The following is a 19,851-nucleotide window of genomic DNA, read 5'->3' on the forward strand; positions in this document are numbered from 1 at the left end:
ACAAAGAGCCTAATTGAGTGTGAAACGTAGATCAGGGGCAGATCTGAGTTTTGATACCCCATGCACCGGTAGAATTACAGGTCAGGTCGGGTTCACAATGGCAGTATGCTGCTCTTTTAGACTGGCCGGCCTTTACGGCAACAGCGATGGTGGTGCCTGCAGCAAGCACTAACAGAAGAAACGCTAACTTTTTCATCGTTTTTGATTTGGGTTTTTAATTGGTATGAGAAATGAAAAATTACAGGGTTTGGGTGATTGACGATTATATAAAAGAGTTAAACAATATTGGAATTGCGTTCTTTTCTGGTTGACATTTGATGAGGGTTTTAGTATGAATATTACAGGGTTTGGGTGATTGACGATTATATAAAAGAGTTAAATACTGGAATAGTGTGCTTTTCTGGTTGACATTTGATGAGTGTTTGAGTATGAAAAATTACAGCGTTTTTAGTGATTAACGATTATATAAAAGAGTTAAATACTGGAATAGTGTGCTTTTCTGCTTGACATTTGATGAGTGTTTGAGTATGAAAAATTACAGCGTTTTTAGTGATTAACGATTATATAAAAGAGTTAAATACTGGAATAGTGTGCTTTTCTGCTTGACATTTCTGGAGAAATGGCTTTAGTATAAAAACTTACCGGGCTTCTCTGATAACTGGGCTCACAATGATTTTATAGAGTACTCAATCTAGGAAAGTTTTTTGAGAGTAACAATATTTTGTGAGTATTATTTTTTATTTAAAACAAAAATGTTTTCCCTGAAACACGTTATATTTAATAAACTAATAGACGAAATCAGCTATTCAACAGACTGAACGGGCGGATGAGCCGAAAACCCGTTCCATTATTTACACAGAATTTCCCAAATCTGGAATTATTGAGCAGACAGAGCACTAGATAAATCACTGAAAATTAATTAATTACCTTAGTTGGCATGTACTGTGCACTTACCATGGTACACTGCTTTTTTCATAAACTTACTAGGAGATCATACGCAGCATTTGGACTATCAGCCTTCAGCTTGCCAGCAGGCTGTAACCCTTATAATGCAATTATGGTCTCCTATTTTTTTTCCTTAAATTGTGAGCGTCCTTACCCCTGATACTTAAAAAATATTTAAGTCATGAATAGTTATGGTGTATTGATACTCGGAGCTGGAAATTCTTCCCGCCTGGGACAGCCAAAGCAACTATTGCGCTACCAGGGCAGGACCCTGATCCGGCAAATGGGTGAGGAGGCTATAGCAGCGGTAGATGCGCCTGTGATGGTGGTGACCGGGGCCAATGCGGATCTTGTGGGAGAGGCATTGCGTGAGCTTCCCATTGAGGTGGTGGAAAATGATCATTGGGAAGAAGGAATAAGTAGTTCCATTGGTATTGGTGTGAGAGAATTGCAATTGTTGCATCCGGAACTTGCAAGTATTATTATTATGGTTTGTGATCAGCCGTTTGTAAATGCCAGTTTGCTCAGGCAGTTAATTCAACACCAGAAAGTGACTGGAAAAGGGATTGTAGGGGCGACCTATGAAAATACAATTGGTACTCCAGTGTTGTTTGGGAGTTATTATTTTCCTGCATTGAAGGAGCTGCATGGTCAGGATGGGATACGGGAGATATTGCGGCAGTCAACGGGAGATATTGCGATTGTATCTTTTCCTTTGGGAGCATTGGATATTGATACTGCGGAAGATTATCAGCAATTATTAAAACGGTAGATAAGGTTTCATTTGCTTTTGGAAGTTTGAATACCGATCCGTGGCCAACGACCAGCTATTACTAAAACGGTAGATTAATATGAGAACCATTTGTTTCCTCTTTGCATTTTTTTTCTTCCAACAATTAAAAGCACAAACAATCCAGGTCACTGGTGAAGTCACCAAAAAACTAACCCTGACAAAAGAGGATCTTGCAAAGATGAACAGGACCACCGTCACTGCCAAAGACAAAGACGGCAAGGACCATACTTACAAAGGCGTAGCTATAGCAGAGATCTTAACCCAGGCAGGTGTAACCACCGGTGCCCAGCTACGGGGCGAAAACCTTTCTAAATATTTATTGGTGACATGCGCAGACGGATATGCGGTGGTATTTTCTCTTGCTGAACTGGATGCAGCCTTCACTGATAAGGTCGTAATACTGGCGGATGAAAGCGATGGTCAACCCCTGCCGGCAGACAGAGGGCCCTGGCGCATTGTTGTACCCGGCGAAAAGAAACCTGCGAGAAGTTGCTACAGGGTAACGACATTAAATGTAGGCGTTGCTAAATAGTGGCCTTGCGCATCCCCAATCCCCATTTTCTCCTAATAAATACTGGATTTCCAATCACTTACCAGCCCAATATCCCCGTTTTCGCCGTCCACCCCAAATAGACAGGCCGTTTAGATACTATTATTCCCTACGCTGATACTATCCTCTCATATATGCTAAATCGAATAACTAAAAAACTGTTAATATTTGTTAATTTCTAATATAAGTGGTTGCTAATGCAAATAATATAATATATTGAAAAGTAACTATTTGGATTAAAATTTAATGGATATAAACTTTGTTAGCAATGATTTTGATGACAAGAAGTAGTATTATTTTGCTTGTTTTGAATGGAAGAGGTTGTAACTTTGCGTCGCTTTTCCGATCGAACGAAATGTGCAGACTGATGGAAAAGTAACAGGAGGCGATCTACCCCTGTTAATATATAATAACAAACACGTTTACTGATTAACTAACGATAGCCTCGTTAAAAGGGGCCGGGCAATTTATTGCCTGAAAAGTTGAATGTTAATTTAAACAGATAAAAACTCATGAAGATGAAAGTTTTATTCCTGATGGGCCTTCTTGGTGCTGCGTTTTTGCAGGTAAATGCGCAGTCTCTGTTGAACAATCCGATTGGCGAAAAATTGAGCAGTGGTGTACTGGAAGAAACCTATTTATCAAAAAAGATTTCCGCTTTTAACAAGGTACGTGCTGACTATCCAAATAGCGATACCGGTTTGAACACAGCGTTGTATGACCAGGCCAGGTATTCTATTGCTATGAGCATGGCAGAAGCACAACAACCAGTGAAAGTGAAGGAGATGATTAAATCCATGACCTCTAAAGGCTACAAAAACGCAGCAACTACCGGCGCTGCTGTAAAGCTGGCTGATGCAGGTCTGTTCGTTGATGCACTGGCATTGTTAAAACCTAACATGGACACCATGGAATTCATCCAGAAACAGGGTGATTCACAGGCGTTTACTCCTGATTTTATTGCAAACTATACCAATTATACAATTGCAAAAGCTAAAGTGCTGAACAAAAAAGGTGCATACAGAGAAGCGCTCGAGCTTTTGAAACCACTGTATGAGCAGCACGATCCCAGTTCTTTCACCCGTGTACAGGAACCATACATCATGGCACTGTCCGGTATGGGTAAGAAAGCAGAAGCTTTTGAACTCATCAAGCATGCAATGCTGAAATCTTCCAGCACGGTTGCACTGAGAGACGAAGCGAAGGAAATCTACCTGGAAATGTATGGTGACGAAGGTGACTATGCCATGTTCGTAGATTCTACCAGCGGTGTGGCTAAACGCCGTATGAAGGAGTCTATCGCTTCCAAACTGATGGAAAGACCTGCTCCTGATTTCGTACTCACCGACGTTAAAGGTCGTGAGGTTTCGTTGAACAGCTTCAAAGGTAAAGTGGTGATGCTGGACTTCTGGTCCACCTGGTGTACACCTTGTAAGAAATCTTTCCCTGTAATGCAGAAAGTATTCAACAAGTTCAGACACGATACCAGCGTTGTATTCCTGTTCGTTCATAGCTTCGAAACAGAAAGAGATCCTAAAAAGGCGACTTCTGAAGCAGCTAAGTACATGATGGAAAACAACTATCCTTTCAGAGCCCTGATGGACCTGAGAAGTACTACCGACAGCCGCGTAGCTAAATTGTTTGAAGTGAACGGTCTGCCTTCTAAATTTATCATCGACGGTAAGGGGAACATCCGGTTCTCACTGAGCGACCTGGATGAAGATGATGATGTGGAAGCTGAAGAAATCGTACAGATGATTGGTATGGCTGAAAAGGGAATGCAAAGCGTACTATAAGATTTGAATAAGTAGTTTGATTGTAAAGGGAGACCGTCTCAGTTTTGGGACGGTCTTTTTATTTTTGTTAATATTGATAAATGGTGACCATTGTATCGGCGCAATTGTACATCTTACAGTTTTTACCCCCGTGGGCATGGTAATTGTGCGATTTGGACAATTATAAATAAGCAACACCATGTTAACTATTTCCAATTATCTGGGCGATGATGCCGCCTCCTTACTGGAACACATTTGCGGAAAGATCACCGCACAGGATATTGTCCACCCCGGCAACTGGCAGCAGATCTTCATTGAAAGTAACAGGCCTGCCCCGGTGCTGAATAACCTGGCGCGTATTTATGGGCATGGACGACTGGCCAATACCGGGTATGTGAGTATCCTGCCGGTAGATCAGGGCATAGAGCATACGGCCGCTTATTCATTTTATAAGAACCCAATTTACTTTGATCCGGAGAATATTGTGCGGCTCGCGATTGAAGCGGAGTGTAATGCGGTTGCTTCTACCATCGGGGCACTGGCCCTGCATGCACGCAAGTATGCCCACAAGATCCCTTATATCGTAAAGCTGAATCATAATGAGCTGTTGACCTACCCTACCAAATATGACCAGGTGCTTTTTGGCAGCGTACGCGAAGCGTGGAATATGGGGGCTGCTGCCGTGGGCGCTACCATTTACTTTGGTTCTGAACAAAGCGACCGGCAGCTCGAGGAAATCGCAGCTGCTTTTGAGGAGGCTCATGCATTGGGGATGGCTACTATTCTTTGGTGTTATACCCGGAATGCGGCCTTTAAAACCCCGGAAAGAGATTATCATACCGCTGCGGATTTAACAGGTCAGGCGAACCACATTGGGGTGACCATACAGGCGGATATTATTAAACAAAAATTGCCGGATACTAATTTTGGATTCAGGGATTTGAAGTTTGGTGTATTCAATGATGCAATGTATGAGGCGCTGACAACCGCGCATCCGATAGATCTGTGTCGTTTCCAGGTGGCTAACTGTTATATGGGTAAGATCGGGCTTATTAACTCTGGTGGTGGATCTGCAGGTGAGTCCGATATAGCAGAAGCGATTAAGACAGCAGTTATCAATAAACGGGCTGGAGGTACTGGCCTTATTATGGGACGGAAAGCTTTTCAGCGGCCTTTTGCAGAAGGAGTGGAACTGATTCGGAATGTACAGGAAGTGTACCTGGATAAGAGTATTACAATTGCCTGATTTCAGGGTGTCCGGAAATGGAGAATTGACAATATTATCACGATTGCCTGATTTCAGGATATCCGGTAATTGACAATTGATAATACAATCACGATTGCCTGATTTCTGCGTACAAAAAAACGTATCAAAGATCATTATTACAAAACGGAATCCATGCGCACAATTTATGACCGTTCACAACTAAAAGACCTGGCTTTTTCCAACAGCAAAGAATTTCTCGCAGTTGCCGCAAAAGGAAACTATGCAGCTGGTACAATCGCAGGTTGTAACACCCGCAAATACCACGGCCTGGTAGTAGCCCTGCAACCCCAGATTGACGAAGACCATCATGTGCTGCTCGCCAGTCTGGACGAAACCGTTATTGATGGTGATCACACCTACGACCTCGGCATTCATAAATACCCCAACGTCTATGCCCCGGATGGGGCACAATACATGGCCTCATTTACAGCCCTACCCATCCCTTGCTGGACATTTGAATGTGGAGAGAATACGATAAGTAAAGAATTACAAATAGATGATGAAGGCAGTTTAACGATCCGTTATACACTCACGAAAGCCAACGCCCCTCTTGTTTTGCGCTTACATCCTTTATTAGCTTTCAGAAACATGCACTGGGTACGCAGGGCGGATGAACACGCAGATAAGACCGTGCACTATATAAATGACGGTATCAGTATGCAGCTATATCCCCAGTATTCATCGCTCTTTTTGCAGATGACCGGAGATGCGGTATTCAAAGAAGCCGGTTACTGGTACTACAATGTAGAATATCCTATAGAACGGGAAAGAGGATATGAATACCAGGAAGACCTCTATGGTCCCGGGTATTTTGAAGTCACCCTACATCCCGGTAATTCCGTGATTTTTTCAGGTGCGATCACGGAGCGTCAGCAACTGGTATGCAGAGCACCAAAGCCCGTACCCCAAACTACCAGAGAATACCTGCTAAAAGCTGCCTCCCGGTTTGTCATTCATACTTCAGGTGGTTTAAGCATCAAAGCCGGTTACTACTGGTTTGGCAGCTGGGGAAGAGATACCTGTATTTCGCTGCCAGGACTGACTTTTTTAGCCGGAAATGCTGGCGCCTTTACTAGTATCATGTCTCTACTCCGCGTGCTCTTAAAAGACGGATTATTGCCCAATACGGGCAATCTGAGAGATGAGAGCAAGTATGCCACTGTCGATGCCTCTATGTGGTTTGTATGGGCCTTGCAGCAATATGCCATTCACGAAATAGGTACTGCTGCTGTTTGGAACATTTATGGCGATCTGCTAAAAGATATCCTGTATCATTACAGGTATGGCACTGCATTCAATATTCATATGGACCCCGATGGTTTGATCAGCGCGGCTTATCCTGGCAAAGCACTGACATGGATGGATGCCGTGATCAATGATACCCCCATTACACAAAGACCCGGAAAACCGGTAGAAGTAAATGCACTGTGGTACAATGCCATTTGCTTTTGTGTCAATGCAGCCCGCGATGCAGGAGATCATGTTTTTGTAGAGGAATGGAGGGAATTCCCTGCTTTGATCGCCACCGGTTTTGTAAAATGCTTCTGGGATGACAGCCACCAATATTTAGCAGATGTGGTACATGAAAATATTCGGGACTGGTCCATACGACCCAATCAGATCTTTGCCGTTGCACTGCCTTATTCACCTTTAGACGAGGTACAACAAAAGGCTGTAGTAGCTATTGTAAAACAAGAGCTGTTAACCCCAAGAGGATTACGTACCTTATCTCCACAAGATCCAAATTACATCGGGCATTATGGCGGTAGTCAGCTGGAACGTGACCATGCATATCACCAGGGAACTGTATGGCCATGGTTACTGGGGCACTATGCCGCCGCTTTATTAAAAACAGCAGGGGAGGCAGGTAAGGAGGAATTGAAGGAATTATTTAGCCATGTAGAAAGTGCACTGGAAGAATGTTGCCTGTATTCTATTCCCGAAGTGTATAATGGAGATGCCCCCCATGTAGCGGGAGGTGCGGTGGCTCAGGCATGGAGCGTGGCAGAATTTATCCGGTTTGAAAGGCTTATTTCGGGCACCTGACAACTATCATTTTCCCCTTTGACCATACTCATTGCCCACCGGCGTTTATATGCGAACCTTTGTGTATAAACCTTCCTTGTTATGTACACCGATGTTTATCAGCCATCGCCACCAAATAATGTCGCTATTGCGGATATCTTCCACCACATAGCTGCCTGTTACAGGTACATGGGTAAAGACCACTACGATCGGGTCCTGGCTTATGACCGTGCTGCCACCTGCCTGCGCCGCCTACCTGTAGATATTGAAGTATTCAGATCCCGCCTCTGGGAACTGACCGGTCTGACAGACGTGATCCGAAACGAAATCATGGAATTCCTCGACGCTGGTTGTATCCAACACTATCAGCGTTTTAAAAATAAAGTTCCCTTCGAACTGCTGGACCTCCTGGAAATAAAGGGTTTTGGTCCATCTACTGTAAAATTACTACATGAAACCTGCGGGATCCAGAACAGGGATCAACTCATCACCGCCCTCCAATATGGCAGGCTGGACGATGTAGGCGAAATCAGTCCTGTCAAACTCGATCTGCTCAAACGTAGTTTCAAATTACATAAAACCTCTACCAACCGTTTACTGCTTTGGGATGCCATGCTGCAGGGTCATGAGATCCTGCGTGTTCTCCGCCTCGTCAAGGGCGTTGCACATGCAGAAATAGCCGGTAGCCTGCGCCGTGGTTGCGAAACCATTGGTGACCTGGACATGGTATTGCAGGTGGAAGAACCCGATCGCGAACATGTTACTACACAGATCCTGCAGTTGCCACACGTTGAAAATGTCGTGCTCCATGGCAGAAACAGGATCAGTGTAGTACTCTACAATCATACGCAACTAGACATCAGGATGGCCGGTGCTACCGCCTTTGGGGCAAGCTGGCTGTATTATACAGGTAGTCGTGAGCACCTGCTCCACCTGAGCGATCTGGCCGAACAAAAAGGCTTTATCCTTTCTCCGGAAGGCCTGTTTGACACCATGTGCAACTATGTAGCCGGTGCCAGCGAAGAAAGTATTTACCAGGCCCTCGACATTGCCTTTATTCCTGCTGAACTGCGGGAAAGCGGCAAGGAGATCCGTCGCGCAGCACGGCATATGTTGCCACACCTGCTGGCACACCACCAGGTCAAAGGCGACCTGCGCATGCATGTGGATGAACACCTGCATGACAGTATTGCTACGACGGCTCATTACGTCATGAATGCCTTTCCGCATTATGAATACATTGTAGCGGCTGCACACGGCGATACGCAGGACAAGAAAGGATTAGCTGCATGGATCAGCAATATAGACCGCATTAACGAACAGATAGGATTCTCTTTCCTGAAAAAAGGGCTCACGGTAGAAATCTTACAGGATGGCACACCTGCGCTGCCCGATTCCCTGCTACAGCAATTTGACTGGGTAACCGGTATCGTGCTGAAAGATACCGAAAAGGAAATCACCCAGCGCCTGCTCAACGCCTGTGAACATCCATTTATCCACTGCATCGGCAATCCATCTAACAGGATCATTGGCAAGAAGAAACCTTCTGTAGTAAACTGGGAACTGCTGTTTGAAAAAGCGGCTGCTACCAACACGGCACTCGAAATAAATGCACAACCCTGCCGGATGGACCTGCGGGATGAATGGGTGAGGAGAGCAGTGGAGAAAAAAGTATACCTGGCTATTGGCAGTTGTGCCGCTATTATGCGACAAGTAGACTATATGCAGCTGGGGGTTACACTGGCCAGGAGAGGCTGGTGCAAATGCGAAAATATTCTGAATACCATGCATTGGGAGGCAATCGAAGAATTTAAGACTGCCCGCGAAAATGCATTATCGCTCACAAATATAAAACACGTGTGATATGAAAACGATTTTATTGGTGCTGAACGGCCCTAATATGGCAAACACCATTGCTTTTGGCTGCTATTTGTCAGGTATTACCAGAGCCAGGCTGGTGGGGGTATTCCTGTGTGATAAGATAAGTGAAACGACTTCTGCCCTGAAACAGATGTACGGATTTAGTTATGTAGAATCCATACTGGCTGAAGACCTGCCGGAACGCACCCATGACAGAATGGAACAGCAGATAGGCCTGTTCAAGGAAACCTGCCGCAAGAAAGGGATCAACGCCACCATGTATTCAAATCAACGGGTTACTTTAAAAGAAGTATTGTCAGAAAGCCGCTTTGTAGACCTGATCCTGACGGACAGTTTATTCAGCACCGATCAGTCCAGAGAAGGCCTGCCCGACAATATGCTGAAAATACTGCTGGCCGGCGCAGAATGTCCTGTGCTGATCACACCTTACAAACCTACACCGATCGAAGAAATTGTGTTCTGCTATGATGGCAGCGAAGCGTCCTTCTTTGCCATGAAACAACTGGTTTACCTGTTGCCTGAGCTGGACGAAGTAAAAGCTACCGTGCTCGAAGTAAACAGCGGCCAGGCCATAGAAGAGAATGAACAGATACAGGTATCCGACTGGTTGAGCAGGCATTATAGCTATACAGAGTTTGTCATCGTAAATGGCAAACCCGGCGAAGAATTATTCCATTACCTGGCGCCTAAAAAGAACACCTTAGTAGTAATGGGCGCTTATGGCCGCAGTATCCTTTCCCGTTTCTTCCAGGAAAGTAAGGCGGATAAGCTGATTCAACGGCTGGCGTTCCCGTTATTTATTACGCATCATTAAGAAAATACAGAAAGCATTATTATTTTAGTGAAATGAATAATAATGTGAACCGTTTTTCCCGTAGGGGCTTTCTCAAATCCGGGAGTGGTGTGATGGCTGGGTTAATGATACCGGCAACTGTGAAGGGCTTTTTTGCCAGGGAGAAAGCCAGTATAAGCGTGGATGTGAATGAGGTCAGGGGCATCGTTTGCCCGGAAATATACGGACAGTTTATAGAGCACCTGGGCAGGGCTATTTATGGAGGTATCTTTGATGAAGCTACGAATACTTTTCGCAAAGATGTACTGGAAAAAGTGAAGCCACTCAAAGCCCCGCTGATGCGCTATCCCGGTGGTACGGTCACAAAGATCTATCACTGGAAAGATGGAATTGGTCCTGTAGATAAACGGCCTGTAAGACGGAACCTGATCTGGGGTGGGGAAGACAGTAATCATTTTGGTACGGACGAATTTATGCAATATAGCGCTGAGATAGGCGCAGCGCCATTCCTCACGGTGAATATGAATACCGGTACAGCAGAGGAGGCGTCAGACTGGGTAGAGTATTGTAATGCCACTGGCAACAGTTACTTTGCCACACTACGTAAAACGAATGGACATGCAGCACCCTATAAGGTTAAATATTGGGGGCTTGGAAATGAAGAAGCGGCCAGAGAGGATGCGGGGTTGTTACAAAACCCTGACGACTATATCAAAAAGGCCTGGTATTTTGCAAAGCTGATGAAATTGCAGGACCCTGAGATCAGCCTGGTACTGGTGGGGGATAATGATGAGTGGAACAGGAAGGTCCTGCAGGAAATGCATCCGGTATGTGATTATATCTCCCTGCACCTGTATGCAGGTTCACAACCGGGCAAACCAGCTACCTTGTTCTCTTCGATCGCTTCGATGGAAAAGAGAATTGTGGAAACGGCGCAGCTGATAAGAGAGATTGCGCCTGAAAAGGTAGAGAACTTTAATAAGTGGTATCGTTTTCCCAGCAGGCAGAAGCCGGTGAAGATTGCGCTGGATGAGTGGGGGATATGGGAGAATGGAGGAACGGGGGATTATGGATTGGAGGTGAAGTACAATTGGAACCATGCGCTGGGTGTGGCTACGTTCTTTAATATTTTTCACAGGCATGCAGATGTGATTGGAATGGCTACGTGGGCGCAGACGGTGAATGTGCTGGCGCCGGTTATGACGGATAAGACAAGGGTATTTGTGCAAACGGTTTATTATCCGATGATGTTGTACAGGCGATTGTGTGGCGGAAAGAGTGTGGGCGTGAAGGTGGATGGACCGGTAAATGATGGGATTCCTGCGCTCGATGTGGCTGCTACTGTAAATGAGGATATATTGACGATTACAGTAGTGAACAGAGATCCTAAACAGGATATTGATATCGCATTAAATAAGAACGGGAACTGGAAGGTGTATGTATTGAATGCGCCGGGGATAGAATTGGAGAATACATTTGTTAAGGATGTGGTTTCTCATAAAGAAACTAATATGAAAGGGGCGAATTACACAGCTCCTGCACACAGTATTTCCTTTTTACAGGTAAAAATGTAAGCCGGCCGCAGGCTGATACGCGATCACGCCCCACTTTTGCCGAAAACAAAAGTGGGGCGTGATCTTTAATCTAAATCCGGATCTGTGTCCAACACCTGCACTCTTCCTACCTGCCCATCTTCCAGCCTCACCTTTATCCCCCTGGAATGAAATGCCGCCGACGTCAGCAAATCCTGCACTATCCCATAGGTGATTTTCCCACTCCGCTGGTCTTTTTTGAGAATGATCCCCACTTCCAACCCCGGATAAATGTCTTTTCTATATTGTCCTTCTGATTTCATAAAATAAAATTAAATCCTTTGTCCGGATTTTCCATTTCCCTGTGTCATTAAAGAAATAAAACCCACACAATATGGAAAATCGTATCGTATCGCATGCTGAATGGGTCGAAGCCCGCAAAGCCTTCCTGGTCAAAGAAAAAGAATATACCCACCTCCGCGACCAGCTGGCAAAAGAGCGCCAGGCACTGCCCTGGGAGAAAGTAGACACAAACTATGTATTCGACGGCCCCAACGGCAAAATGACCCTCTCAGACCTGTTTGAAGGCCGTAGCCAGCTCCTGGTGCAGCATTTTATGATGGGACCGGAGTGGAAAGAAGGCTGTGTTGGATGTTCCTTTATGGCGGACCATGTACCGGGGGCCTTATTACACCTGAACAATCACGATGTTTCTTTTGCCGCTATTTCAAGAGCGCCCATAGAGGCTATTGAAGCTTTCAGAAAGCGTATGGGCTGGAATTTCCGCTGGGTGTCTTCCGGACAGAACAACTTCAATTTTGATTATCATGTATCATTTAAAAAGGAGGATACTGTATATTACAATTATGAGAATAGTAAATTTGGTGGTGAGGAGTTGCCTGGGATCAGTGTATTTTATAAGGATGAAAGCGGGCAGATCTTTCATACGTATTCTTCTTATGCCAGGGGCAATGAGGAACTGCTGGGGACTTATGTGATACTGGATCTTATGCCCAAGGGCAGGAATGAGGAGAATGGGTTGCAGGATTGGGTGCGTCATCACGATAAGTATGAGGTTGTGTGTGAACATAAATGTTGTCACTCATGAGGGGTAATTGGGAGGCCAGTGGTGGGGAGTCATTTATGAAGGAGAAGCGTGATACCAATAGTATTTCGTCACTCATGAGGGGTAATTGGGAGGCCAGTGGTGGGGAGTCATTTATGAAGGAGAAGCGTGATACCAACAGTATTTCGTCACTCATAAGATGGATTTTCCAGGCCACTGGTGGATCGTCATTCATGAAGAAGGACTGCCATTCCGGTAGGGTGCTATCACGTATGAGATGTAACTGTCGCCCGGCTCGTATGCTCCTGCCAGGTATCCTCCTCGTATTAATACCCAAGTGCCCCCTTTGCCTGGCCGCCTGGATCGCCGTTGGTACCGGTATCGGTATTTCGTTTACAGTGGCCACCTGGCTTCGCTGGGGCCTGATCGCAATGTGTATAGTTTCCCTTTGTTATCTTATATTTAAAAGTACTGTTCACTTATGGAAAAATTCATGCTCCTCATCAGGGAAGACCTGCAAAAGTTAAAAGAAAATACAGACAAAGACAGGGACTATTGCATCAAAGAAATGACAGCATGGGTGGAAGGACTCGCTGCCACAGGCAATTATGTAGGAGGTGAACCTTTATGGACCGAAGGCCGGTATGTTACGAAAGATACGATTGTATCCGACGGCCCATTTATTGAAGCGAAGGAAGGCGTAAGCGGTTACATCCTGATCAATGCAGAAAATCTGGAACAGGCAGCAGCGCTGGCGCAAACCTGTCCATTCGTACAGCGGGGAGAGCTGGAAATTGAAGTAAGACCTATTATGGTGACAGATTTCCCGAATGGTTGAATTGTATCATTCCTGAATGGTTGAATTGGATCATTCCTGAATGGTTGAATTGGATCATTTTCGAATGGTTGAATTGCATCATTCCTGAATGGTTGAATTGTATCATTCCCGAATGGTTGAAATGGATCATTCCCGAATGGTTGAATCGCATCATTCCCGAATGGTTGAATTGTATCATTCCTGAATGGTTGAATCGCATCATTCCCGAATGGTTGAATCGCATCATTCCTGAATGGTTGAATTGTATCATTCCTGAATGGTTAAATTGCATCATTCCCGAATGGTTGAATCGCATCATTCCTGAATGGTTAAATTGCATCATTCCCGAATGGTTGAATCGCATCATTCCTGAATGGTTGAATTGCATCATTCCTGAATGGTTGAATTGCATCATTCCTGAATGGTTGAAATGGATCATTCCCGAATGGTTGAAATGGATCATTCCCGAATGGTTGAATCGCATCATTCCCTGAATGGTTGAATTGCATCATTCCCGAATAGTTCTACTGCATCATTATTCCCCGAATGGCAGTACTGCATCATTCCCTAATGGCAGAATCGCATCATTCCCGAATGGCAGAATCGCATCATTCCCGAATGGTTGATCCATATAATTCCCCCAATGGCTGAACCACATAAAAACGTGCAACAGGTAGTAGACCATTTATACAAACAACACTTTGGCAAAATGGTCGCTTCCCTGTTGCGCTTCTCAAAAGACATAGACCTGGAAACAGCAGAAGACCTTGTTCAGGATGCCTTTGCAGCAGCATTATCCCACTGGGAAACGCAGCTGCCGGATAACCCCGCCGCCTGGATATTCACCGTATGCAGAAATAAAGCTTTGAACAAACTAAAAGCGGATAAAAAATTCCTTCGCCTTCACCAGGCGCCGGAACCTGCTCCGGAATTGGTATCCCCAGCCATCACCTTCACTGCTGATTTCCCGGACGATGAACAGCTTCGTTTACTATTTGCCTGCGCTCATCCCGACCTGGCACCTAAAGTACAGGTCGTGATCACCCTGAAGTATGTGATCAACTTCAAAGTAGCTACTATTGCCAATCTGCTGGGAATGACCATCGATGGGGTAGATAAATTGCTACTGAGGGCCAGGAAAAAGATCAAAGAAGAAAAGATTCTCCTGGTTCCCCCGGCGCCTCAGGCCATGCAGCAGCGTTTACCCATCGTACACAAAATCATTTACCTCATTTTTAACGAAGGCCACACTTCTGCAGAAGGAAAAGAACTTTTAAGAGAAGACCTATGTGAAGAAGCCCTGATCCTTAATAAAGCGATTTTAGATAGCCAAATGGGCAATATCGACACCCTTGCCTTATATGCCCTCATGTTGTTGAATGCCGCCCGGTTTAAGGCCCGTTTTGATGAAAATGGAGAGTTGCTGGACCTTGAACAACAGGATCGTTCATTGTGGAACCAGGACCTGATAAAATTGGGAGACTATTACTTTAAGCAATCGAAAGGAAACTTAAAACAATCGAAAGAACCCCCGCTTTCTTCATATCATATAGAAGCATACATTGCCTGGCTGCACAGTACTGCTACATCATTTGCAACGACTGACTGGCGAACGATCGCAAAATTGTATAAGCAGTTATTACCAAATCCATTTGTAGAATTAAACTATGCAATTGCACTATATTATGCCGGCGAGGTGAACAATGCATTTAGCCTGTTACACAACTTGCAACGCTCCCCATTTATGAACAGTTATTACCTGCTGAATGCCACACTGGGCAAACTCTATCTGCAGGAAAATAATCATGCTCAGGCCGCCGTATACTTTTCAAAAACCCTTGACCAGACAAGATCTTCGGCAGAAGCAAATTATATCAGGAAGATGTTGTTAAAGTTAAATTTGTAGACATTATCTTTAGGCATATTTAAGATTTATGGAAGCAATCATGGCAGATGGTTACGTGAACAATGCTGCATTGGAAACGATTATTAAAGATGAAGACTGGAAAGGAACTCCGGTTGATGCACGTGGACGTTATGTTAATCTGCAGCATCCATACTCCCCGTCATTCATAGAAGTACTCCGCTGGAAGATGAAAGAAAACCCTTTCAAAGCGGAGAAGGAAAAACTCCGCTGGAAGCCCGAAGTATTGACAGATGCTGCCTGGCGGAATGGAGATGATGATGTGATTGCATGGATGGGCCATTGTACATTCTTTATTCGCATAGGCGGTGTTCGCCTGCTGACCGATCCTGTATTTGGCGATATCCTCGCAGTGAAAAGAGTGTCTCCATTTCCTGTGAACCCGATTCTATTAACCAAACTGGATTATATCCTGCTCTCTCATGATCATCGTGATCATTGTGATAAACCTACATTGCAACGGTTAGCAAGGAACAACCCCAAAGCAACTTATCTCACGGGGTTGGGAATGGAACCTTTATTAAAAGAGTTCACAGGTTCAGAACTGATCCAGGAAGCCGGTTGGTACCAGCAATACCTGACAGAAGATGTGAAAATCACGTATGTGCCTGCACGTCACTGGGGCAAGCGCGGCGCTTTTGACACCAACCGCCGCTTATGGGGTGGGTTTGTAATAGAGTCTGCACAGCGTCGTATTTATTTCGGTGGCGACAGTGGGTATGATACCCATTACCAGCAATTGAAAGAAGTGTTTGGTGGATTTGATTATGCTTTGCTGGGTATTGGTGCGTTTGAGCCGGAGTGGTTCATGCATCCGGTACATCAGTCCCCCGCACTGGCTATTAAGGCTATGGAAGAGCTGAATGCAGGGTATGCCATTCCTATGCACTTTGGTACTTTTGATTTGTCTGATGAACCACTGGATATGCCGCTGAAAGTTTTTAAACAGGTGGCTACGGAACATGGATTGGAAAAGCGGATCAAGCCGCTCCGCATTGGCGAAGCTTGGCACCTGGCCTGATAAGAGGTGATTGAATTTATTTGGAAACTAAGTATTGATAAGCTGCGCTTAATTTAGCACCTGTGTACTATTGATTTGTCTGATGAACCACTGGATTCATTTAGAATCTAAGAATTAATAAACTGCACTTAATTTAGTACCTGTGTTATATTGTTCCTGTAAGTATAAATAAGGTTCATATTTAAGTAATCAGAGTTATAATACTGCTATTTCCCCACGGGAAAATGGCGTATCATTGAGTGGTACAGGTCACAGGAGCATTTTGTTCATCCATAAACCTTTCCACTCTATGAAAATCATAACTGTAGTACTGCTAGCTATAAGCATCCCTTTTTTAATTTCCTGTGGTAAGCAATGGCAGGAGAAAGTCCCTGCCGCCGTCAGCGCAAAAACCATTGCTGCTGCCGAAGCTGCCGAAACATGGGAAACAGTATTAGATGGCAATTCATTTGCCGATTACACTGCTTTTGAAGCTGCATGGAACTACCTTTATCCATGGGGTTCCGATCATAACGGTACTGCACGTATGTATGGAAGCAGTACAGATCACAACCACATTTACCTGAACAACGGTGTGCTCACTATCAAAGCGGCAAAGATCACCTGGGACGAGGGCACCAGCTCCTCCAGTCCTTATCTGGCCATTCATTATCATTCAGGTGCAGTCAATACAAAAGAACATGTGCTGGTCAATGACCAGTTTCCCAACTGGGAAGTAAAATGTGATTTTCAGGTACCTACTGTCACCGGCTCCTGGCCGGCTTTCTGGCTCACTGGTGTGAACAGCTGGCCTCCTGAAAGCGATATTATGGAGTTCAAAGGAAGCGCTACCAACTGGCAGAACACTTTCAGAACATCCTCCGATGTATCCAGTACTTTGACCACAGTGTCTTCACCAGGTAGCTGGCATACTTACCGGGCATGGATCACGAAGGTAAGTGATACTAATGTAGACATTCACTACTATATAGACGGTGTTTGGAAAGCGGTACACAATGCCAATTTTGTAGGCAAACCATTGTATGTGATCATTAACATGCAAATGGAAGGATCCAGTGGAACACCCGGGCCTACGGCAGATACGTACCTGTATGCGAAGAATATTTATATAGGCAGAACACGTACTTATTAATTTACGCTACCTGTGACCTGTACATTTTACTTTTCAGCTGGTTCAATGATGCTTGCAGCAATCAATGCCTACGCCCATCAGGCCTAAGTTTCAATGATTCTTGCAGCAATCAATGCTTACGCCTATCAGGCTTAAGTTTCAATGATTCTTCCAGCAATCAATGCTTACGCCTATCAGGCTTAAGTTTCAATGATGCTTGCAGCAATCAATGCCTACGCCCATCAGGCCTAAGTTTCAACCATTTTACCAGCAACGGTAGTGTCAGCCCCTGCATAACAAGAGAAATAACGACGACCATTACCGCAATAAAAATAATAGTATCCCTTTGTGGAAAAGGCACTCCGCTATCCAGTTTCTCCGGCAGGGCCAGTGCCGTGGCCAGCGATACAATACCACGCATGCCAGACCATCCTACAATCAAACATGTCTTCCAGTCCAGTAATGCTTTTTTATGCCTGTCCGTACCGGTTTTACGGAAAGTGAGGTAGTGCCTGTGACTCTCCAGAAAGATGCGTACTACCCGGATGGCAATAGTCACGAATACAATCAGGAAACTATAACCGATCAATGGCAGGATCTGTATACTCTTTACATTATGAATAACGTATGGAAATTCCAGCCCGATAAGAATAAATACAAGCCCGTTCAGGATGAAAACGATAATATCCCAGAAGGCTTTCGATTGCGCTTTTGTAGCAGCAGGAAAATACATACTGGTGAGCCTGGCCGTTAATACCCCTAATACCACCACCGCGATCACGCCTGATACATGCAGGTCTTCCGCCAGTGAATACGTTACAAAAGGAAATAGTAATGTAAAGCTGATAGCTACTATACCATTCTGCCTGGTATGATGTAAGATGAATTGTAACAACTTTCCTGCAACAGCTCCCAGCAGCACCCCACCAGCAATGAGCAATATAAATTGCCCGCCAGCTTTGTACCAGATAAATGAACTACCTGCTACTGCCGCTACTGCAAAACGGTAAGCGATCAGACCGGAGGCATCATTGATGAGGCTTTCTCCCTCGAGGATGGTGAGTGTCTTGTGAGTGAGGCCCAATCCCTTCGTGATACCCGTAGCTGCCACCGCATCTGTGGCAGATAAAACGGCTCCCAACACGAAGGCTAACGGCCATGGCATGCCCATAAGAAAATGCGCCAATAAGGCTATTCCCCCGGTAGTGATGAATACCACCGTAAAGGCCAGCGTATTGATGGTCTTACCATTATTTCTAAATTCCTGTACATTGATATTACATGCTGCATCATACAGCATAGGAGGGAGGAATATCAGGAATACGATCTCCGGACTGATCGTGATCTGTGGCATGCCGGGTACAAAGCCCAGTGCAATACCAGCACTAACGAGTAATACCGGGTAGGGTTTCCTGAGTTTATCTGCAAATGCCGAGAGTGCCATCATGACACCCAGTATAAGCATGACGATGCTGTAATTTTCCATTTGGCGCAAATGCGCGCAAAATAACAAATTATTTTAATAAGCTATGTAATAATAACTTAGCCTGCAATGCTTCGGCTTCGTCCAGCAGACTTTTATCTTTAACATACGCCGCCACATCCCATACTTCACTCAGTAGTTTTTCCTTGTACACCTTAGCGAAATCATGGTAGGTTAAGTCTAGTTGCCATTGCCTGGTGAGGTAATCAAAAATTTCCTGACTGGTACCGGATAAACGGGAATGATCTACGACCAGGTAGGTGCCTGCTGGTTGTATCAGTAAATGCTGTTGTATTTCCCTGTTATAGAGAATCCATGTTTTCAGATAGTATTCACTATACTTTTGCAGCAATTTCTTTTTGCGGATATCGCTCCTGTAATATTTCCAGATGAGTTGCCGAATGCCGCCTATAGCAGCATATTTCAGATCTGTACTTTTATGGTGCCGGCTAATGAGTGAGCTCACCACACTCCGGTAATCCCTGAGTATGACAAGGTATTTTGCCCCGGGTAGCAATTCCCTGTAAGTACGCAGGAACAGGCAGGTACGGGGATCTTTCCAGCCCCATTGTGGTTGTGCCTGTTGTTTTTTCTGCATCAGTGTACGTAATGAATCCAGCTGCTCCTCACTGATAGAACAAACAGGTGTGTCGATAGTTCCGTCCCCTGATCCAAATTGCTCCAGCAGGATGTGCCTGTGTGCTTCTACAAAATCAATATCCTCAAAATGCCCGTCTGTATTACCAATGCCGGCGCCTAAAAACTGCTCACCCAGGTGCAGGCCACACTTGTACAGCCAATGGGTAATCAATGAAGTACCTGACCGGTGCATACCGGTAATCACTAAAACTTTATTGTTCATAGTTGT

19 protein-coding genes are annotated in these 19,851 nt (G+C 44.9%); 15 read left to right on the plus strand and 4 right to left on the minus strand.

Features of this window, described 5'->3' with window-relative positions:
- Positions 1–31 precede the first annotated feature (31 nt).
- Positions 32–196, minus strand: coding sequence for a hypothetical protein (locus SIO70_RS20325; RefSeq protein WP_320573794.1), 165 nt, complete (start codon positions 194–196; stop codon positions 32–34).
- 930 nt (positions 197–1,126) lie between these two features.
- Between SIO70_RS20325 and SIO70_RS20330 the strand changes: the two genes are divergently transcribed.
- The 8 genes from SIO70_RS20330 (at position 1,127) to SIO70_RS20365 (ending at position 11,603) form a co-directional block, all read left to right on the plus strand.
- Entirely contained in the window at positions 1,127–1,717 is a 591-nt protein-coding gene (locus tag SIO70_RS20330; protein WP_320573796.1) for a nucleotidyltransferase family protein, read from the plus strand.
- A gap of 79 nt (positions 1,718–1,796) precedes the next feature.
- Positions 1,797–2,270, plus strand: coding sequence for a molybdopterin-dependent oxidoreductase (locus SIO70_RS20335; RefSeq protein ID WP_320573798.1), 474 nt, complete (start codon positions 1,797–1,799; stop codon positions 2,268–2,270).
- A 536-nt stretch (positions 2,271–2,806) separates the two neighbouring features.
- Positions 2,807–4,084, plus strand: a complete 1,278-nt coding sequence (locus SIO70_RS20340; RefSeq protein ID WP_320573800.1) for a TlpA disulfide reductase family protein — start codon at positions 2,807–2,809, stop codon at positions 4,082–4,084.
- A 178-nt stretch (positions 4,085–4,262) separates the two neighbouring features.
- Positions 4,263–5,309: a class I fructose-bisphosphate aldolase gene (locus SIO70_RS20345; RefSeq protein WP_320573802.1), complete on the plus strand. Its 1,047-nt coding sequence runs from the start codon at positions 4,263–4,265 to the stop codon at positions 5,307–5,309.
- A 153-nt stretch (positions 5,310–5,462) separates the two neighbouring features.
- Complete coding sequence (locus tag SIO70_RS20350; protein ID WP_320573803.1) at positions 5,463–7,376, plus strand: amylo-alpha-1,6-glucosidase; 1,914 nt, start codon at positions 5,463–5,465, stop codon at positions 7,374–7,376.
- An 81-nt stretch (positions 7,377–7,457) separates the two neighbouring features.
- Positions 7,458–9,218: a DNA polymerase III gene (locus tag SIO70_RS20355; RefSeq protein ID WP_320573805.1), complete on the plus strand. Its 1,761-nt coding sequence runs from the start codon at positions 7,458–7,460 to the stop codon at positions 9,216–9,218.
- A 1-nt stretch (position 9,219) separates the two neighbouring features.
- Positions 9,220–10,050, plus strand: a complete 831-nt coding sequence (locus SIO70_RS20360) for a universal stress protein (RefSeq protein ID WP_320573807.1) — start codon at positions 9,220–9,222, stop codon at positions 10,048–10,050.
- A gap of 32 nt (positions 10,051–10,082) precedes the next feature.
- Positions 10,083–11,603 (plus strand): alpha-L-arabinofuranosidase C-terminal domain-containing protein, encoded by a 1,521-nt coding sequence (locus SIO70_RS20365; RefSeq protein WP_320573809.1) that lies wholly within the window; start codon positions 10,083–10,085, stop codon positions 11,601–11,603.
- 65 nt (positions 11,604–11,668) lie between these two features.
- Here the strand turns inward: SIO70_RS20365 and SIO70_RS20370 are convergent, their stop codons facing one another.
- The gene (locus SIO70_RS20370) at positions 11,669–11,884 is read right to left on the minus strand and encodes a YwbE family protein (protein WP_072357996.1); all 216 of its coding nucleotides are present in this window, start codon (positions 11,882–11,884) and stop codon (positions 11,669–11,671) included.
- A gap of 71 nt (positions 11,885–11,955) precedes the next feature.
- Here SIO70_RS20370 and SIO70_RS20375 point away from each other — a divergent pair, with 71 nt between their 5' ends.
- The 7 genes from SIO70_RS20375 (at position 11,956) to SIO70_RS20405 (ending at position 17,521) form a co-directional block, all read left to right on the plus strand.
- The gene (locus SIO70_RS20375; protein WP_320573814.1) at positions 11,956–12,669 is read left to right on the plus strand and encodes a thioredoxin family protein; all 714 of its coding nucleotides are present in this window, start codon (positions 11,956–11,958) and stop codon (positions 12,667–12,669) included.
- Positions 12,666–13,154 (plus strand): hypothetical protein, encoded by a 489-nt coding sequence (locus SIO70_RS20380; RefSeq protein WP_320573815.1) that lies wholly within the window; start codon positions 12,666–12,668, stop codon positions 13,152–13,154. Before SIO70_RS20375 ends, SIO70_RS20380 begins: the two co-directional genes overlap by 4 nt.
- Complete coding sequence (locus SIO70_RS20385) at positions 13,109–13,465, plus strand: YciI family protein (protein ID WP_320573817.1); 357 nt, start codon at positions 13,109–13,111, stop codon at positions 13,463–13,465. The genes SIO70_RS20380 and SIO70_RS20385 overlap by 46 nt, the downstream gene beginning before the upstream one ends.
- 20 nt (positions 13,466–13,485) lie before the next feature.
- Positions 13,486–13,938, plus strand: a complete 453-nt coding sequence (locus SIO70_RS20390) for a hypothetical protein (protein WP_320573818.1) — start codon at positions 13,486–13,488, stop codon at positions 13,936–13,938.
- Positions 13,939–14,087: 149 nt separating this feature from the next.
- Positions 14,088–15,350, plus strand: coding sequence for an RNA polymerase sigma factor (locus SIO70_RS20395; RefSeq protein ID WP_320573820.1), 1,263 nt, complete (start codon positions 14,088–14,090; stop codon positions 15,348–15,350).
- 28 nt (positions 15,351–15,378) lie between these two features.
- Positions 15,379–16,389, plus strand: coding sequence for an MBL fold metallo-hydrolase (locus SIO70_RS20400; RefSeq protein ID WP_320573822.1), 1,011 nt, complete (start codon positions 15,379–15,381; stop codon positions 16,387–16,389).
- A 289-nt stretch (positions 16,390–16,678) separates the two neighbouring features.
- A complete protein-coding gene (locus SIO70_RS20405) occupies positions 16,679–17,521 on the plus strand; it encodes a glycoside hydrolase (RefSeq protein WP_320573824.1) in 843 nt (280 codons plus the stop codon).
- 205 nt (positions 17,522–17,726) lie between these two features.
- On the opposite strand, the gene SIO70_RS20410 is transcribed toward SIO70_RS20405, so the two are convergent.
- Positions 17,727–18,986, minus strand: coding sequence for a Na+/H+ antiporter (locus SIO70_RS20410; RefSeq protein WP_320573826.1), 1,260 nt, complete (start codon positions 18,984–18,986; stop codon positions 17,727–17,729).
- A 28-nt stretch (positions 18,987–19,014) separates the two neighbouring features.
- The gene (locus SIO70_RS20415; protein ID WP_320573829.1) at positions 19,015–19,845 is read right to left on the minus strand and encodes a hypothetical protein; all 831 of its coding nucleotides are present in this window, start codon (positions 19,843–19,845) and stop codon (positions 19,015–19,017) included.
- Between the last annotated feature and the right edge of the window lie 6 nt (positions 19,846–19,851).

It is taken from the genome of Chitinophaga sancti (assembly GCF_034087045.1).
Classification (GTDB): Bacteria; Bacteroidota; Bacteroidia; order Chitinophagales; family Chitinophagaceae; genus Chitinophaga; species Chitinophaga sancti_B.

Coding starts and splice junctions, on each gene's coding strand:
- SIO70_RS20400 (WP_320573822.1), top strand. CDS start 15,379: ATGGAAGCAATCATGGCAGATGGTTACGTGAACAATGCTGCATTGGAA.
- SIO70_RS20360 (WP_320573807.1), top strand. CDS start 9,220: ATGAAAACGATTTTATTGGTGCTGAACGGCCCTAATATGGCAAACACC.
- SIO70_RS20410 (WP_320573826.1), bottom strand. CDS start 18,986: ATGGAAAATTACAGCATCGTCATGCTTATACTGGGTGTCATGATGGCA.
- SIO70_RS20365 (WP_320573809.1), top strand. CDS start 10,083: ATGAATAATAATGTGAACCGTTTTTCCCGTAGGGGCTTTCTCAAATCC.
- SIO70_RS20405 (WP_320573824.1), top strand. CDS start 16,679: ATGAAAATCATAACTGTAGTACTGCTAGCTATAAGCATCCCTTTTTTA.
- SIO70_RS20330 (WP_320573796.1), top strand. CDS start 1,127: ATGAATAGTTATGGTGTATTGATACTCGGAGCTGGAAATTCTTCCCGC.
- SIO70_RS20335 (WP_320573798.1), top strand. CDS start 1,797: ATGAGAACCATTTGTTTCCTCTTTGCATTTTTTTTCTTCCAACAATTA.
- SIO70_RS20340 (WP_320573800.1), top strand. CDS start 2,807: ATGAAAGTTTTATTCCTGATGGGCCTTCTTGGTGCTGCGTTTTTGCAG.
- SIO70_RS20325 (WP_320573794.1), bottom strand. CDS start 196: ATGAAAAAGTTAGCGTTTCTTCTGTTAGTGCTTGCTGCAGGCACCACC.
- SIO70_RS20370 (WP_072357996.1), bottom strand. CDS start 11,884: ATGAAATCAGAAGGACAATATAGAAAAGACATTTATCCGGGGTTGGAA.
- SIO70_RS20395 (WP_320573820.1), top strand. CDS start 14,088: ATGGCTGAACCACATAAAAACGTGCAACAGGTAGTAGACCATTTATAC.
- SIO70_RS20350 (WP_320573803.1), top strand. CDS start 5,463: ATGCGCACAATTTATGACCGTTCACAACTAAAAGACCTGGCTTTTTCC.
- SIO70_RS20375 (WP_320573814.1), top strand. CDS start 11,956: ATGGAAAATCGTATCGTATCGCATGCTGAATGGGTCGAAGCCCGCAAA.
- SIO70_RS20415 (WP_320573829.1), bottom strand. CDS start 19,845: ATGAACAATAAAGTTTTAGTGATTACCGGTATGCACCGGTCAGGTACT.
- SIO70_RS20380 (WP_320573815.1), top strand. CDS start 12,666: ATGAGGGGTAATTGGGAGGCCAGTGGTGGGGAGTCATTTATGAAGGAG.
- SIO70_RS20345 (WP_320573802.1), top strand. CDS start 4,263: ATGTTAACTATTTCCAATTATCTGGGCGATGATGCCGCCTCCTTACTG.
- SIO70_RS20385 (WP_320573817.1), top strand. CDS start 13,109: ATGGAAAAATTCATGCTCCTCATCAGGGAAGACCTGCAAAAGTTAAAA.
- SIO70_RS20355 (WP_320573805.1), top strand. CDS start 7,458: ATGTACACCGATGTTTATCAGCCATCGCCACCAAATAATGTCGCTATT.